Annotated in this window: 16 protein-coding genes; 6 read left to right on the top strand and 10 right to left on the bottom strand. The window is 72.1% G+C overall.

Features of this window, described 5'->3' with window-relative positions; translation table 11 throughout:
• Positions 1-21 precede the first annotated feature (21 nt).
• Complete coding sequence (locus AC2D8W_RS21195; protein WP_484673203.1) at positions 22-2,022, bottom strand: TonB-dependent receptor; 2,001 nt, start codon at positions 2,020-2,022, stop codon at positions 22-24.
• A gap of 63 nt (positions 2,023-2,085) precedes the next feature.
• On the opposite strand from AC2D8W_RS21195, the gene AC2D8W_RS21190 reads away from it, so the two are divergent.
• Positions 2,086-2,829: an SDR family oxidoreductase gene (locus tag AC2D8W_RS21190; RefSeq protein WP_484673202.1), complete on the top strand. Its 744-nt coding sequence runs from the start codon at positions 2,086-2,088 to the stop codon at positions 2,827-2,829.
• Positions 2,830-3,042: 213 nt separating this feature from the next.
• On the top strand, positions 3,043-3,315 hold the full coding sequence (locus AC2D8W_RS21185; RefSeq protein WP_293485871.1) for a hypothetical protein: 273 nt from the start codon (positions 3,043-3,045) through the stop codon (positions 3,313-3,315).
• Between the two features lie 46 nt (positions 3,316-3,361).
• On the opposite strand, the gene AC2D8W_RS21180 is transcribed toward AC2D8W_RS21185, so the two are convergent.
• The 8 genes from AC2D8W_RS21180 to AC2D8W_RS21145 form a co-directional block, all read right to left on the bottom strand.
• Positions 3,362-4,222, bottom strand: coding sequence for a crotonase/enoyl-CoA hydratase family protein (locus tag AC2D8W_RS21180; RefSeq protein WP_293485869.1), 861 nt, complete (start codon positions 4,220-4,222; stop codon positions 3,362-3,364).
• A 15-nt stretch (positions 4,223-4,237) separates the two neighbouring features.
• Positions 4,238-5,143, bottom strand: coding sequence for a glutathione S-transferase family protein (locus tag AC2D8W_RS21175; protein WP_484673201.1), 906 nt, complete (start codon positions 5,141-5,143; stop codon positions 4,238-4,240).
• 8 nt (positions 5,144-5,151) lie between these two features.
• Positions 5,152-6,666, bottom strand: coding sequence for an alkaline phosphatase D family protein (locus tag AC2D8W_RS21170; RefSeq protein ID WP_484673200.1), 1,515 nt, complete (start codon positions 6,664-6,666; stop codon positions 5,152-5,154).
• A 2-nt stretch (positions 6,667-6,668) separates the two neighbouring features.
• Entirely contained in the window at positions 6,669-8,528 is a 1,860-nt protein-coding gene (locus AC2D8W_RS21165; protein WP_484673199.1) for an AMP-binding protein, read from the bottom strand.
• Positions 8,529-8,628: 100 nt separating this feature from the next.
• Positions 8,629-9,423: a glutathione S-transferase family protein gene (locus tag AC2D8W_RS21160; protein WP_484673198.1), complete on the bottom strand. Its 795-nt coding sequence runs from the start codon at positions 9,421-9,423 to the stop codon at positions 8,629-8,631.
• On the bottom strand, positions 9,420-10,055 hold the full coding sequence (locus AC2D8W_RS21155) for a glutathione S-transferase family protein (RefSeq protein WP_293485859.1): 636 nt from the start codon (positions 10,053-10,055) through the stop codon (positions 9,420-9,422). The genes AC2D8W_RS21160 and AC2D8W_RS21155 overlap by 4 nt, the downstream gene beginning before the upstream one ends.
• 139 nt (positions 10,056-10,194) lie before the next feature.
• On the bottom strand, positions 10,195-11,001 hold the full coding sequence (locus tag AC2D8W_RS21150) for an enoyl-CoA hydratase/isomerase family protein (protein ID WP_484673197.1): 807 nt from the start codon (positions 10,999-11,001) through the stop codon (positions 10,195-10,197).
• A 2-nt stretch (positions 11,002-11,003) separates the two neighbouring features.
• Entirely contained in the window at positions 11,004-11,969 is a 966-nt protein-coding gene (locus AC2D8W_RS21145) for an alpha/beta fold hydrolase (protein ID WP_484673196.1), read from the bottom strand.
• A gap of 164 nt (positions 11,970-12,133) precedes the next feature.
• On the opposite strand from AC2D8W_RS21145, the gene AC2D8W_RS21140 reads away from it, so the two are divergent.
• From AC2D8W_RS21140 to AC2D8W_RS21125, 4 genes are all read left to right on the top strand, one after another.
• On the top strand, positions 12,134-12,946 hold the full coding sequence (locus tag AC2D8W_RS21140; RefSeq protein WP_293485853.1) for an enoyl-CoA hydratase/isomerase family protein: 813 nt from the start codon (positions 12,134-12,136) through the stop codon (positions 12,944-12,946).
• Between the two features lie 4 nt (positions 12,947-12,950).
• Positions 12,951-13,715 carry an SDR family NAD(P)-dependent oxidoreductase gene (locus AC2D8W_RS21135; RefSeq protein ID WP_293485851.1) on the top strand — a complete coding sequence of 255 codons (765 nt, stop codon included), beginning with the start codon at positions 12,951-12,953 and terminating at the stop codon, positions 13,713-13,715.
• Between the two features lie 3 nt (positions 13,716-13,718).
• A complete protein-coding gene (locus tag AC2D8W_RS21130; protein ID WP_484673195.1) occupies positions 13,719-14,696 on the top strand; it encodes a hypothetical protein in 978 nt (325 codons plus the stop codon).
• Between the two features lie 101 nt (positions 14,697-14,797).
• Positions 14,798-15,733, top strand: coding sequence for an aldo/keto reductase (locus AC2D8W_RS21125; RefSeq protein WP_484673194.1), 936 nt, complete (start codon positions 14,798-14,800; stop codon positions 15,731-15,733).
• A gap of 125 nt (positions 15,734-15,858) precedes the next feature.
• On the opposite strand, the gene AC2D8W_RS21120 is transcribed toward AC2D8W_RS21125, so the two are convergent.
• The coding region (locus tag AC2D8W_RS21120; RefSeq protein ID WP_484673193.1) for an IS5 family transposase at positions 15,859-16,237 on the bottom strand (379 nt) is incomplete at its 5' end.

Here is a 16,237-nt window from a genome sequence, read left to right as displayed (position 1 = left end):
GCCGCCGCCTGGCGGCTGCCTTCAGCGTCGGAGCGTGAGCCCCACGCGGAGCGTCCGGGGTGCAGAATAGCTCTCCGTGCCGTCCGCCGTCTCGCCCACCTCGAGCGTCTCGTCGGTCAGGTTCTCGGCGGCGAGGAAGACCTCGAGATCCGGCGCGAAACGCCATGTGGCGCGCGCGTCGACCTGCACGCCCGCGCCCAGCCGGCGGCTGTTGAGGTCGTCCTCGAAGCGCATGCTCTCGTAGCGCACGTCGGTCGCGAGGCGGACGGCCTCGGTCACGCGCCATTCCAGCCCGCCGGTGACCGTCCATTTCGGCGTCTGCGCCGGGCGGAGCCCGTCGAGCTGCGGCGCGGCCGAACCCCCGTTCACCTCGGCGTCGGTGTAGGCGAAAGCCGCGCGCCAGCTCAGCGCCTGGGCCACCTCGCCGAACGCCTCGCCCTCGACGCCCCAGGCCTCAATCTCGCCGGCGTTCCGCCGCTGGCGCAGGGTGCCGCCCGCGGGGACGAACCCGGCGTTGGGGAACGTGCCCGGCCCGACGCCGATGGTCACGTTCGTGATCGGGTCCTTGAGCCGGTTGTAGAAGACGGTCGTCCGCCAGCGGAAGGGCCCCTCCCCGTCCAGGCCCGCCTCGAGGCCCTGCAGCGTCTCGGGCTTCAGGGTGGGGTTCGCTTCGGTGATGTCGTTGCCCACCCGGAAGGGTCGATGCAGCTCGTTCAGCGTGGGCGGCCGGAAGCCGGCGTAGGCGGCCGCCCGGACGTGGACGCCTTCGGCGGCCTGGTAGCGCACCCCGAGACGGCCGGTCGGCGTGGTGTCGGAGCGGTTCGGCGCCGACGTGTTGAGGGTCGTCGCCCCCGTCTGCGCGTCCAGCTCCAGGCGGCGCGCGTCGTAAGCCCGGCTGCGGTCGAGCCGCACGCCGCCGGTGACCAGCCATAGACCCTGGTCGATGGCCGCCTCGGCGTAGGCGCCCGCCACCGAGGTCTTGCCGCCGGCCTCCCGCAGCCGCGTGAAGACGCCGTTCTGGAAGCGGAACTTCTCGCGTTCGGTCCCGTCGGTGAGCCGCGCGTCGGCCCCGACCTCCAGGGCCACCGGCCCCTGCGTCCACTGCCACGCGGCGTTCAGGCCGTAGCCGCGCGCCGGCGTCGAGTACTGGTCGTTGGCGGGCGTGGTCGTGGCCCGGTTGGCCGCCACGGCGACCGAGCTGTTCTCCAGGTCGCTGGTCCTAACCCAGCCCTGCAGGCGCCAGCCTCCCACGCCGGACGAGGCGGGCTGCGCCAGGGTGACCGCCGCCGAGGTCCCCGAGGCGTTCGACCGGGCCCCGCGAAGCCCGGCGTTCTGGCGCACGCTGAAGGCCGACAGGCGCACCGCCGCATCGACCTCGCCGATCCGCTGCTGCACGCGCAGCGCCACCGATCCGTCCTCCAGGCTCAGCCGCTCGTCCGCCGCGCCGCGCCGGGGTCCGCGCACGGCGTAGTAGCCGTCGGTGCGCGAGGCCGCCGCCGTCAGCACCCAGCCCGGGCCGCCGCCGACGGCGACGGCGCGGAAGCTGTCGCGTTCGCCCGCCGTCACCTCGGCCGCGGACAGGCCTTCGCGGGCGCCGCGCTCCTGCAGGGCGATGACGCCGGTGAGCGCCCCGGCCCCGTAGGGACCCGCGCCCGCGCCGCGGACCACGTTGGCGCTCTCGATCCCCTCGCTGGGCAGCGCGCTCCAGATCACCCACCCGCCGAAGGGGTCGTTCTGCGGCGCGCCGTCCAGCGTCACCAGGGCCCGGCCCGCGCCCGAGGGCGCGATGGCGCGCAGGGAGAGACCCTGGGTGGTGGGGTTGGCCGCGCCGGACCCGGTCCGACGGAACAGCGACACGCCGGGCGCGCTCTTCAGCGCCTCGTCGAGGCGGGCTTCGGTGCGCAGGGCCTGGGGCGCGATCTGCACGGCGCTGAACGCCGCATCGCCGCCGAGCGGCGCGAGGCGAGGCGCGGTGACGACCACGGCGTCCACTTGGGCCTGGGGAGGCGGCAGGTCCGGCATATTCTCGCAGCTCTGGTATGGAGACGGGGCCCGCAGGGCTAATGAGGGTGGAGGAAGAGCGCAATGGGCAAGGTCGCGATCGTCACGGGCGCAGGCTCCGGCATCGGCCGCGCCGTGTCGCTCACGCTGCTCGGCGCCGGCTGGTCCGTGGCCCTCGCCGGGCGGCGCGAGGCCGAGCTCGCCGGGACCGCCGCCCTCGGCGAGGGGGCTCCGTGCCTGGTCCAGCCGACCGACGTCGCCGACGAGGCGTCGGTCGAAGCGCTCTTCGCCGCCACGAAGGCGCGGTTCGGTCGGCTCGACCTCCTGTTCAACAACGCCGGCTCGGGCGCGCCGCCGACGCTGCTGGAGGACCACACGCTGGAGCACTGGAAGCGCGTCGTCGACGTGAACCTGACCGGCGCCTTCCTCTGCACGCGCGAGGCGTTCCGCCTGATGAAGGATCAGGACCCGCGCGGCGGACGCATCATCAACAACGGCTCGATCTCGGCCCACGTCCCGCGGCCCCGGTCGATCGCCTACACCGCCACCAAGCACGCCGTCACCGGACTGACGCGGTCCACCGCCCTGGACGGCCGCGCCTACGACATCGCGTGCGGCCAGATCGACATCGGCAACGCGGCCACCGACATGACACGCCGCATGGCCCAGGGCGTCCCCCAGGCCGACGGGACGCTCAGGCCCGAGCCCGTGATGGACGTCCAGGCCGTCGCCGACGCGGTGCTCTACATGGCCGGCCTGCCGCTATCGGCCAATGTGCAGTTCATGACGGTGATGGCGACTCAGATGCCCTTCATCGGGCGCGGGTGAGCCCCCCGATATCTGCTCAAGTTATCAGCGATAACTGATCTGTTTGTCCGCAGGCCGGCGCGCTTCGGCGCCCGGGCCTGGTTTACGCTTGCGTCAAGGTAAATCTCGGCCACGCTCAAGCCGTGGGCGTCCAAGTCCGTGGCGTGAGTTCACGGCCGACGCGCGCAGGAAACGCCGGAACAGGGATCTCGAAACCCTAACCGGAACAGTCACATGAACCGCACTTTCGCTCTCATCGCCGCCGCCGCCCTGATCGCGGGCCCGGCGTCCGCGCAGACCGCCACGGTCGTTCTGGCCGGCAAGTCGAGCGCCCAGATCCAGGCCGACATCGCCAAGGCGGCCCGCAAGGTCTGCAGCCAGGCCGTCGTCGGGGCCACGTTCCCGCGCGAGATGTACGCCAGCTGCTACGAGCACGCCGTCCGCGACGCCGTGGCCCGCCTGGCCCAGCAGACGCCGGCGCCGACCCAGGTCGCCGCCCAGGACTGAATCGGAAGCCGAGGGGCGACCGGCCGCCCCTCGGCCCTTCCGCGCGTCAGCCCGCCGCGAACGGGACCGGCGCCGGGGTCTCCACCTCGGCCTCGGCGAAGTTCGCGGCGCGCTTCTCCATGTTGGCCTTCACGGCCTCCACCTGGTTGGGCGAGCCGATGAGCTCGGTCTGCTCGCGGCTCTCCTCGATCAGGATCTCCTGCTGCGAGCCTTCCACGGCGAGGTTCAGCAGGCGCTTGGCGGCGCGGATCGCGTGGGGGTTCTTGGCCGCCACGTCCCGCGCATAGGCCAGCGCCTCGGCGCGCGGGTCGTCGCAGACCCGGGTGGCGAGGCCCATCGCCAGGGCCTCCTCGCCGGAGAAGATGCGGCCCGAGTACGTCAGGTCGCGCGCCACGTCGTCGCGCACCAGGCCCCGCAGCAGCGCCATGCCCGCCATGTCGGGCACCAGGCCCCAGCGGATCTCGAACACCGACAGCTTGGCGTCAGGGGCGATGAAGCGCAGGTCGGCCGACAGCTGCAGCTGGTAGCCGCCGCCGTAGGCGACCCCGTGCACGGCGGCGATCACCGGCACCGGGATCTCGCGCCACACCATGACGGCGTGCTGGGCGCGATTGGAGCCGCCCGCCGTTCGGTTGGCGGTCACAAGCGCGCCGCCGGCGCTGCTCTGGCCGCTGGACCGGCCGCCCGAGGCCATGGCCGCGAAGTTCGAGGTGTCGAGGCCGGCGCAGAAGGCGCGCCCGTCCCCCGAGAGCACCACGGCGCGCAGGCCGGGTTCGCGCTTCAGGCGCTCGCCGGTCTGGATCAGCGCCTCGAACATGGCGTTGTCGAGGGCGTTCATCTTGTCGGCCCGGGTCAGGCGCACGTCGGCGACGCCGCCTTCCATCGTCACGGTCACGCGATCGTTCATGGTCTCTCGTCCTCTCTAGCGCTTCGCCAGCACATAGCCGGCGCGCGGGAAATGCACATGCACCTTGCCGACCTCGGCCGCCTCGCGGGCGATGGTCACGCGGTCAGGGGTCAGTCCGACCAGGACGCCCTCGTTGGGGTCCCGGCCATAGTCGTCGGCCATCACGACCACCGGGTCGCCGGCCTTCAGCCCCGAGGGATCGTCGGGATCGCAGGCCGCGGGCGACGGTTCGGCCTCGCGCGCCACGCGGACCGCCTCGGCCGGGGTCATCTCGCTGCGCGTCCCGTGGCCGATGGCGCGAACGCGGCCGGCCCAGGCCTGCGTGCGCCCGAAGCCCGACAGCAGTTCGCCGGCCTGCCGCGCCGCGGCGCCGCCGGTCCACCAGACGTTCATCCAGGCGCCCACGTCCGCCAGGGACGGCGTCGCTCCGCCCAGGTAGTCGCTGCCGCGCAGGCCCTCCTCCAGCCAGGCGGCGTAGGCCCGCCACTGGGCCTTGGCGAAGGGCGCCGCCGCCTTCATCGCCGCCACGTCGAACGGGCGGCCCGACAGCTTCTCGCGATCCTCGGCGAACTCTTTCGGGATGTTGTCGCCGATCTCGGCGAAGATCACCGCGACGCTGGCCTGGAACCAGGTGCGGTCGGCGAACAGGTTCACCGCCCAGTCGGCGCCCCGGACCACCGGCGGCTCCGGGAATCGCCGCTCGAGCTCGGCCAGGATCGCCTGGGAGTCACAGTAGACGTCCGCGCCGATCTGCAGGACGGGGATGCGCCGGTAGCCCCCCGTGAGCGGGATCAGGTCGGGCTTCGGCATGATCACCGGCTGGATCACCGAGCGCCAGGCGAGGCCCTTGATGCCGAACATCAGCCGCACCTTCTCGGAGAAGGGCGAGGTGTCGTAGTGGTGGAAGATGATGTCGGCCATGGCCGTCTCTAGCTCTCCATCGGGATGGTGACGTCGACGATCGGGGCCAGGGTCTCGATCGCCTCGACCGGCTCGGGCGGGCGCCACGCGAACAGCCGCAGGCGGATCTCGTCAGGCGCGACGTCCACGATCGTGAAGCCGTTGCGCTCCTGCGGCTCCAGCACCGTGGCCATCCGGATCGCCTGGGCGACCTGTGGCCGGGTTCCCCGGAAGGCCGACGGAAAGCCGGGCGGGCCGGCGCCCAGCGGCCCGGTCAGCACCATGTGCACGGGGTGCGCCGGCTTCAGGCCGCCGCTCGCGTCGATGCGGCCCAGCCCCACCGCGTGGAGGTCCCCCGACAGCGCGACCGCGGGCCGGCCCCGCGAGCCGGCGAGCTTCAGCAGGCGCTGGTGCTGCTTGAACCACGCGGCCTTCCAGCCGGCCTTCGCCCGAGCCGTGGTGAGCTTGCCGTCCGCGTCCAGGACGTCGGGATACCACTCGCCCCACTTGCCGGCGGTCCATCCCCACGGCGTCGAGGGCGACGGGATCACGTGACGCACGCGCGCGTCGCGGGTCCGGCGTTCGATCCAGGCTTCCACCGACGGCGGCAGGAATCCCTGGTCCGTCAGATAGCCCCGGCAGTCGTAGAACAGCACTTCCGCGAGCCGCCCCCAGCGCAGGGCGCCGAAGCTGGTCCCGCCGCCCGGCAGGCCCGCCCCGTCCAGGAACGGCGGCCAGTACATGGCCTGCAGCGCGTCGGTGAGCGCGCGGCGGAATCCGGTCGGCGGGAACGTGCCCGCCCCGTCGTTGAACTCGTCGTTCTCGAAGTAGTCGTGGTCGTCGCGGATGAACCACACCGGGGTGGAGCGCAGGTCCGTCCGGTAGAGGTCGGCGATCTGGCGGCGGCCGACTTCCGCCACGATCCGCAGGTTCTCGGCCGAGGCCGGGCCGGCGGCCGGATCGAGCAGCCCGATCTGGGCCTGCAGGGCGCGCGTCTCGGCGCCGCTGGGCCGGCGGAAGGCGGTGTCCTGGTCCCAGTAGACGTGGTCGCCGTTCACGATGGCCACGTCCGGCGAGAAGCTGAGCCCCCGCGCCAGCAGCCGCCGGCGCGCCGAGATGGCGAGGTTGCGCGGCCCGTCGGCGCCGCCGGCGCATGTGAAGGCCAGGATGCGCAGGCGCCCGGGCGCGGCGTCGGGCGCCGGCAGCGTCCGCAGCGTCCACGCGTCGGTCGCGCCCGCCTCGGTCTCGATCCTCAGGTCGTAGGCCGTGGACGGCCGCAGCCCGCCCAGGTCGAAGCGCCAGTACCGGCCGCCATCGGCGGTCGGTCGCGCCGTCGCCGCGCGGGGACCGCCGACGAGGCGGGGCGGCGTGGCCAGCGGGCGCGTCGTGGTCACGGTCAGCCGGAGCGCGTCGTGTCCGGCCGTAGGCAGCAGGTGGGCCACGGGACCGGCCGACCAGGCGACCTGCCCCCGCGCCGCGCCGGCCGCCAGCGCCGCGCCGGCGCCGGCCACCACCTGCCGCCGATCGGGACGGATCGCCGCCATCGCTAGACCACCACCACGCCGGGACCGGGCGGCTCGGCGTAGAGCGCCTCCACCAGCGCCTGGCGGCGCTCCAGCGTCGCCCGCTGGTTCACATAGCCCTTGTCGGTGATCTCGCCGGCGTCGATCGAGGGCGGCTCGGTCATGACGATGAACCTCGCGATGCGCCGCGACGAGCCGCCGGCCGTCCGGTTGAACTCGGCGATCCGCTCCCGCAGCACCTCGGCCAGCCTCGCCATCGGGTCCGGGCCGAGCGTGGGCAGCGCCGCGGGCGACGGCCAGATCAGGGCGCCGGCGAAGGGCTTGTCCTGGCCGGCGATCACCATGTCGAAGGCGTACGGCGTGCAGGCGGCCACCAGGTCGGGGCGCAGGGTCCCGACGGACACCCAGGTGCCGCTGTCCAGCTTGAAGTCCTCGGTGACGCGGCCGTCGAACACCAGGCCGAGTTCCGGCTTCTCGGGGTCGAGGAAACGGCAGGCGTCGCCCAGCTTGTAGAACCCCTCCTCGTCGAAGGCGGCCGCCGTCTTCTCAGGGTCGTTATGGTAGCCGCTGGTGACGGTGGGCCCCTTCACGCGCACCTCGAGCTTCGAGCCGTTGGGCACGAGCTTCAGGGTGATCCCCGGAAGCGGCAGGCCGATCAGCCCGACCAGGTCGGTGATCCAGTGGACCACCGTGATCCCCTGCGTCTCGGTGGCGCCGTACATGGTGGTGAGCGGTATGCGGTAGCCCGTCTCGGCGATGGCCAGCGCCTGCAGTCGCTCCGAGACGTCGGTGGACAGGGTGGCGCCGCCGTAGCCGCAGTAGCGCAGGTTCCTGAAGAAGCTGCGGCGCAGCTCGGGGTCGCGCTCCATCGCCTCCACGAGCATGCCGAAGGCCACCGGCGCCGAGCCGAAGACCATCGGCGACACCTCGTACAGGTTCTTGATCGTCGTCTCGAACTGGCCCGGGATCGGCTTGCCTTCGTCGAGGTAGAGGGTGCCGCCGGACCAGAGGCAGCCATTGAAGCTGATGTTGCCCGCGGAGATGTGGCTCCAGGGCATCCACTCCAGGCTCTGCGGGACGACGCCGGGCTCGGGCGGCTCGGCGCGCAGGCCTTCCGATCCGGCGATGACCCCGGCGAACATGCCGTGCGTTTGCGGCACGCCCTTGGGCATGCCCGTGGACCCGGACGTGAACAGGTACTTGGCCACCGTCGAATGGCCGATCGCCTCGAGGGCCGCCTCCACGGCCGCGGTGGGCGCCGTGGCGGTCAGCTCGGACAGAGGGATCGTCCCGGCCGCGCCGTCGGCGCTGACGAACCGCACATCCGGGTCCAGCGCCCGCAGCGTCGCGAAGGCCCGCTCGAACATGGCCGCCGCCTCGGCGTAGACCACCTTGGGACGCACGACCCCGAAGCAGTGCTTCAGCTTGGCGTGGTCGGTGGAGAGCAGGCTGTAGGCCGGGCTGATCGGCGCGATCGGCACGCCGGCGGTGTAGCAGCCCAGCATCATCAGGCCGTGGTTCACCGAGTTGGCCGAGAGCACCACTACGCTGTCGGCGCCGGTCAGGCCCTGGTCCAGCAGCCACTGCGCGACGCCGTCCGCCGCCCGCTTGGCCTCGCCGTAGGTGACGCCGCGCCACGGTCCGTGCCCAGGCTCGCGCTGCAGGATGCAGGGCCGGTCGGGATGCTCGGCGGCCCGCTCGGCCAGCAGGTGCGCGATCGAACGCGGCCCGTCGCCCTGCGGGTGGTTGGAGCGCACGTAGTAGACGCCCTCGGCCGTCCGCTCGACGCTGATGTCCGGCGCCTTCTGCGGCAGCGGCTTGAAGGGCGGCGGCGCGGCCCTGGGCGCCTCGTTGGCGAGCAGCGCCTGGTCGTCGGCGGGCATGCCCGTCCTCCTGTTTCTCCTTGTGCGCCGAAGCCTTACGCGTCCCCGAGGGCCCTGCAACCGCGACGCCACGTCAAGGCCGCGCGCGGGGGGCGCGACCTCAGCCAAAGGCGGGGGCGAAGCGGATGTTGTCGCGCTCGAGCCCCTTCAGCACCACCTCGACGCCGCCGGACTTGATCATCCATTCCAGGCGATGGTCGCGGTACTCGCGCTTGAAGAGCCCCTTCTCCACCAGCTCGGCGACGTTGCCCATGGAGGCCCCCGCCGCGTTCAGGGCGGCGATGTCGGCGACGCAGGCGGCCACCGAGGGCCGCGCGTTCGCCCGCGCCAGCCACGCCGCCAGCCGCGAGCCTTCCGCCGGCGGATTGCCGTGCCCGACCGAGCCGTTCACGTAGGGAACCACCGACAGGTCGCCCCAGCCGAAGTCGTCGCCGTTGAACCAGGTCCGGTCGCCCAGCTGCCGCTCGAGCCAGGCGAAGAAGCCTTCGGTCTGCGCCTTCGCGGCGGCGAACAGGGCGTCGGCCGCCGCACCCTCGGCGCGCCGGAACCAGCGGATCTCGGAGAGGCCCCAGTTGATCGCCTCGAAGTGGGTGTCCATCACCTCTTCCAGCATGCGGACCCGGGCCCGCTCGGCGGCGGCGGCCGGACGCATGGGCGCCTGCGGATAGGCGTCGTCCAGGTATTCGAGGATGATCGTGGAATCGAAGATCCGGACATCGCCGTCGACCAGGGCGGGAACCTCGGCGCGGGGGCTCGCCTCGACGAAGTCGCCCGCGGCGCCGCCGGCGCCCAGGCCGCCGGGCATCTGCGTCTCGAAGGCCAGGCCCTTCTCGCGCAGAGAGATCTTCACCTTCTGCGCATAGGGCGAGAACGGGTGGTCATAGAGCGTGATCATGACGAGAGCGCCTGCTGGAGGTCCATCTTCTGGGCGGCCTTGGCGGCCTTGAAACCGTCGCGGCCGGAGATGCGGGCCCAGTACGCCTGGATCGCCGGCGACCACTTGCCGTCCAGCTTCAGCTGGCGTGCGAGAAGCAGGGCGTAACCCACGGAAATGTCTGCCGCCGTGAACCGGCCCGCGCAGAGATAGTCGGCGCCCTGCAGCGCCCGGTCGACATGCCGCAGGCGGCTCAGGAACCACTGGGCGTAGTCGTCCGCGACCACCTCGGCCTTCCCGGGCTCGAACTGCCGGTAGCGCAGCACCAGCGTCTGCGGAAAGGTCAGCGTCGCCTCGCCGAAGTGCAGCCAGTTCAGCCAGGCCCCGTAGGCCGGGTCCTCGACCGGCACGGCCAGGTCGCTGGGGCCGTAGCGCGTGGCGAGGTACTGCACGATCGCGGCGCTCTCGCTCATGAAGGTCTCGCCGTCCCGCAGGGCCGGGATCGTCCCGAGCGGATTCACCTCAAGGTAGGCCGGCTCGCGCACCCGGGGCGGGAACGGGAGCAGGTGCAGCTCGTACGGCAGCCCGAGCTCCTCCAGCGCCCAGAGCGGCCGGAACGACCGCGCGTCCGGGCAGTGCCACAGCTCGATCATGAGAGATCCTCTCCTTCTCCCGTCCTCCTGGATGGAAGAAGGGCCGGGGGCGGCGACACCGCCATCCAACCCTCCTCCATCGCGGCGGCGGGCTGAGACACGTGCCGACGGCCCGTCACGGCGGCCGGCTTCCGCCCCATCACCCTTCCCGCTTCGAGTAGACCGGCTTGCGCTTCTCGAGGAACGCCGCGACGCCCTCGCCGAAGTCGCCGTCCGAGCTGGCCAGGATCTGGTTGCGGTCCTCCATGGCGATGGCGGCTTCCAGGCCCTGCGCGTCGATAGCGTGGTTCAGGCATTCCTTGGTGAGCCGCAGGCCCAGCGGCGTGGCGTGCAGCATGTCGTCGACATAGCCCTGGGCCTCGGCCTGGAGCTGGTCCTTCTCGACCACCTTGTTGATCAGCCCCAGTTCGTGCCCGCGTTTGGCGTCGATGAAACGGCCGGTCAGCATGTACTCGGCGGCGACCGAGGCTCCCACCATCCGCGGCAGGAAATAGCTGACCCCGATGTCGCAGGCCGACAGCCCGATGCGGATGAAGGCCGCGTTCATGCGCACGTTCGGCGTGGCGATGCGGATGTCCGAAGCCAGCGCCAGCGCGAAGCCGCCTCCGGCCGCCGCCCCGTTCACGCATGAGATGATCGGCTGCGGACAGCGACGCATGGCGATGACGATCTCGCTGATCTCGCGCTGGCTTGTCAGCCCGGCGCCGATCGAGCGCCGCCCCTCGCGGTTGCCGCCGCCCGTGCTCTCCTTGAGGTCCAGACCCGCACAGAAGGCGTTCCCCGCTCCGGTCAGCACCACCACGCGGACGTCGCGCCGCCAGTAGAGGCCCACGAAGAAGTCCCGCAGCTCCTTCACGAGGTTGCGCGACAGGGCGTTCAGCCGGTCGGGCCGGTTCATGGTGGCCCAGACCACCTCGCCGTCCTGGCGCAGTTCGAGGTCAGCCATGGTCAGAGCCCTTTCAGCCAGTCGACGAGGATGGTGTTCACTTCGGCGGGCCGCTCCTGCTGGGTCCAGTGGCCGCAGCCGGGCAGGACGTGGGCGCCGCGCAGGTCGGTCACGTGCTCGCGCATCATGGCCGAGGGGTCGGCGATGCGGCCGAAGCCGTTGAACGCCGGGTCCCGGTCGCCGCCGATCAGCAGGGTCGGCATCTCGAGCTTCCGGCCCTTGAACTGCTGCAGCCAGGCCCAGTCGCGCTCGTGGTTGCGGTAGCGGCTGATCGGGCCGCGGAAGCCGGAGCGCTCGAACTCGCCGACGTAGTAGTCGAGGTCCTCGGCGGTCAGCCAGGCGGGGAACTCGCCGGGGTCCTTCATGCCTTCCAGCAGGCTCGCACCGTGCTTCTTGGCCGGCCAGCTGCCGTCGGGCGCCTCGCCCGCGATGCCAAAGTAGAACTTGCGCAGGAAGTCGCGGACGTCCTTCTCGGCCTCGGCCTCGGGCGGGCCGACCTCCTGGAACCAGGCCTGGTAGAAGAAGTGGCCCTTGTCGGTGAACAGCGCCTTGAAGATCTCCGTGAACGGGCGCTCGGGGACGCCGCCGAAAGGCACCGAGAGGCCCGCGACCGCGCGGATCGCCTCCGGCTTCGACAGGGCGGTGTTCCAGACGATGGGAGCGCCCCAGTCGTGGCCGATCAGGATCGCGGGCGCATCCGGCTGCAGGGCCCTGGCCACGCCGGCGACGTCGGCGGTGATCGACTCCATGTCGTAGGCTTCGATGGGGTGCGGCTTGTCCGAGCCGCCGTAGCCGCGCACGTCCATGGCCGCGGCGGTGAAGCCGGCCTGCGCCACCGGGCCCATCTGGTGTCGCCAGGAATACCAGCTCTCCGGGAAGCCGTGGACCATCAGGACCAGCGGCCCCTCGCCTTCCACGGCGACGCGGATGTTGGTCCCGCCGGCGTCTATGTTGCGGAATTCCGGCATGCGCGCCTCCCGAACGCTGGTTCGGCGCCATGCTTCGACGTCCCGGCGAGGGCTGGCAAGACTGACGGTGCGGCAGGCTCCGTAGGGGCCGGCGACGCTGACGGGGCGTCACCGTTGACCTGTCCTCCCGGCGGGCGAACAGTCGCGGCAACGGAGGAGCGCCCATGGTCTCGCTGACCGAGAAGAGCGCGCGGTTCGAGAACACGATCGTCACGGTCGAGGACCACGTCGCCACCATCACCCTGAACCGCCCGCACCGGCGCAACGCGCTGAACTTTCCCGCCTACGACGAGCTGGAGCAGAGCCTGCGCGCCGCCGCGGCCGATCCCGAGGTCCGCTGCGTCGTGCTCACCGGGGCCGACCCCGCCTTCTGCTCGGGCGACGACGTCGGCGAGATCATGGCCGGGCCGAAGCCCGTCTCCCGCGCCCCGATGCCCGTGACCTTCACCGCCACGCCCGCCGCCATGGCGGCGCTGGAGTGCGACAAGCCGATCATCGCGGCGGTGAACGGCGCGGCGGTGGGCTGGGGCATGGAGCTGGCCCTCTTCGCCGACATCCGCTTCGCCTCCGAGAAGGCGAAGTTCGGCGAGCTGTTCGTCAAGCGCGGGCTGGTCTGCGATGTGGGCGGATTCTACCGCCTGCCCGCCGTGGTCGGCCCGGCGAAGGCGGCCGAGCTGCTCTTCACCGGCGATGTCATCGACGCGGCGGAGGCGCTGCGGATCGGCCTCGTCACCGAGGTGACGGCGCATGACGATCTGCTGCCCCGCGCCCAGGCGCTGGCCGCGAAGATCGCCGCCAACCCGCCGCTGGCCGTGCGGCACCTGAAGGCGGGCCTGTCGAAGTTCGCCTACGGCGACCCGCGCGAGATCGGGGCCTGGGCCATCGAGAAGATCCGGCTGCTGATGCAGACCGAGGACCACAAGGAGGGCGTCGCCAGCTTCATGGAGAAGCGCGAGCCCCATTTCCAGGGACGCTGACCACATGACCACCCGATCCGTCGCCGGCTCCGTCGTCCTCGTCACCGGGGCCGCCTCGGGCATGGGCAAGGCCACGGCCGAGGTCTTCGCGGCCGAAGGCGCGCACGTCGCCGTCACCGACCTCAAGCTGGAGACCTGCGGCCCGGTCGCCGAGGCCATCCGCCAGTCCGGCGGGACCGCCGAGGCCTGGGCCCTGGACGTCGCCGATCCCCAGTCGATCCAGGACGTCGTCGACCAGATCGCGCTCAAGTTCGGCCGCCTGGACATCGTCGTGAACAACGCCGGCATCTCGGCCTTCTCGCCGATCGACTCCGAGGACTACGACCGCATCTGGGGCCGCGCGATGGACGTCTTGGTCACCTCGCACCAGCGGATCATCCGCGCCGCCCTGCCCTACCTGCGCCAGTCGCCGGCGGGCCGGATCGTCAACATCGCCTCCACCGAGGCCCTGGGCGCCACCAGCCGCGACAGCCCCTACTCGGCCGCCAAGGCCGCGGTGACGGGCCTCACGCGCGCCCTGGCCGTGGAGCTCGGGCCCGAGGGGATCACCGTCAACTGCATCTGCCCCGGGCCGATCCTCACCGGCATGACCGAGGGCATCCCGGACGCCGACAAGCAGACCTTCGCGAAGCGCCGCACGGCCATGCGCCGCTACGGCCGGCCCGAGGAGGTGGCGCACGTCACCCTCAGCCTGTGCCTGCCGGCGTCGTCCTACATCACGGGCGTCACCATTCCGGTTGACGGGGGGCTGATGGCGCGCAACGCCTGAGGCATGTGGCTGCGCCTCGTCCCGCTCGTCCTGCTGCTCGCCGGCGCGGCGCAGGCCGAGACGTACAGGGCGCCCCGCACGCCGTCCGGACAGCCGGACCTGCAGGGGATCTGGGATACGGATTCCATGACCCAGCTGCAGCGCCCGAAGGGGTTCAAGGCGCTGAGCGCCACGCCTGAGGAGGCCGCCGCCTACGAGGCCAAGCGCTACGGCCGCTACGACAAGGTGGTCGCGCCGGTCGATCCCGACATGCCCGCCCCCGAGCCCGACGGCGTCACCGACGACGACCGCCTGGACCGGCCCAGCGGGCTGTCGCGCATCCGGGGCGAGATCCGCAGCTCGCAGATCGTCGAGCCGGCGGACGGACGTCTCCCGTACACGCCGGAGGCCCGCGCGGCGGCCGAGAAGGCGCTCAAGGACGAGGAGGTCTACGACCACCCCGAAGGGCGGCCCTTCGACGAACGCTGCCTGCTGGGCGGCGGCGGCGGCGTGGCCCCGCCGATCATGAACCGGCACCACATCCTGATCCTGCAGACGGCCGACCATGTCGTGCTGTTCGGCGAGCAGAACCACGAGGCGCGCATCGTCCGCCTGGGCGACCGCCGCCACCTGCCCGCCGCGATCCGACTCTGGATGGGCGATCCCGTGGGCTGGTTCGAGGGCGACACCCTGGTGGTCGAGACCACCAACATCAGCCCCAGCGACCGCTGGCGCTGGAGCGCGGGCGACTGGATCATGCTCACGCCCGCGGCCCGCATCGTGGAGCGCTTCAGGCGCACCGGACCCGGCGAGATCCTCTACAGCTACGTGGTGGACGATCCCGGCGCCTACACCCAGCCCTGGCGCGCGGAGCTGCCGCTGACCGCAAGTCCCGGCCCGCTCTTCGAGTACGCCTGCCACGAGGGCAACTACGCGCTGACCAACATCCTCGCCGGCGGCCGCGCCAAGGACCGCGAAGCGGCGCGCGGCGCGACGCCCTGAGGCCGGCCGCCGCGGCGACGCCGCCGCTCCGCGCCACACGCTTGCCCATGTGGCCGCCGTCCCCCAGGGTCGGGACCGGGGTCCGCACGGGAGCCGCCGACATGCCGAACCGACGCCACGTCCTTGCCGCCGCAGCCCTCCTGGCGGGCTGCGACCGCGAGCCCGCCACGGCCGCGCAGACCGCAGGAGACCCCCCCATGCCGACCGCGCCGCCGCTCACCCGAGCGATCCCGTCGACGGGAGAGGCGCTCCCGGTGGTGGGCCTGGGCACGTGGCAGGCGTTCGACATCCGGCCGGGCGGCGAGGACTGGGCGGAAGCCCGTCGGGCGCTGGCGGCCTTCGTCGAAGGCGGCGGCAAGGTCGTCGACTCCTCGCCCATGTACGGGCGGGCCGAGGCGGCGGTCGGCGCCCTGACGGCCGAGCTGGCCCTGCGTCCGCGCCTGTTCCTGGCCACCAAGGTGTGGACCCGCGGCCGCGACGAGGGCCTGCGCCAGATGGCCGAATCCGGCCGCCTGCTGCAGGCGCCGGTCGTCGACCTCATGCAGGTGCACAACCTGCTGGACCTCGAGGTTCATCTGCCCAGCCTGCGCGCGGCCAAGGACGCCGGCCGCATCCGCTATCTGGGCGTCACCCACTACACCGAAGGCGCCTACGACGACCTGGAGGCCGCGATGCGCCGCCATCCGCTCGACTTCATCCAGATCAACGCCTCGGTCGCCGAGCGCGAGGCGGAGCAGCGCATCCTGCCGCTCGCCGCCGAGCGCGGCATGGCGGTGCTGATCAACCGGCCCTTCGCCGGCGGCGACCTCTTCAGCCGCGTCCGCCGCCTGCCGCTGCCGTCGTGGGCGGCCGAGATCGGTGCGGCGAGCTGGGGACAGATCCTGCTGAAGTACGTGCTCGCCAATCCGGCGGTCACCTGCGCCATCCCCGGGACCCGCAACCCCCGCCACGTGCTCGACAACCTCGGCGCCGCGCGCGGGCCGCTGCCCGACGCCGCGCAGCGCCGCCGCATCGTGGAGGCGGTGGCGGCCGCCTAGAGCCTCACCCGCTCAGACGGAACCGTCCGAACGGGAAAATGAGTCTCTATATCGATAACTTGAGCGCGTTCGGATCCGAAAGCCGGTTCCCAATTTTCGGAACGCGCTCTAGGACGAATCCACATTCAACGCAGCCAGAGCATGATGGCGGCGATGTGGATGAAGGCGAGGAAGTGGTCGGCGCGCCGGTCGTAGCGTGTGGCGAAGCGTCGGAAGTGCTTGAGCTTGTTGAAGCATCGCTCGACGCGGTTGCGGAGCTTGTAGGTCGTCGCGTCGTAGGGGATCGGCTGCTTTCGTGACCGGGTCGAGGGGATGACGATCTCAGCGCCCATCTCGTCGATAGCCTGTCGCAGGTCGTTGTTGTCGTAGGCGCGGTCGGCGAGGACGGCTTTGGCCTGGAAGCCTGCGAGCAGCGCCCTGGCGGTGAGGTTGTCGTGGCGCTGGCCGGCCGTCAGCATGAAGCGGAGCGGCCGGCCCAGGCCGTCGCAGACCATGTGGATCTTG

The organism is Phenylobacterium sp. T106 (genome assembly GCF_057219735.1).
The sequence above is the reverse complement of the archived record's forward strand: the minus strand, read 5'-3'. Positions and strand labels throughout refer to the sequence as shown.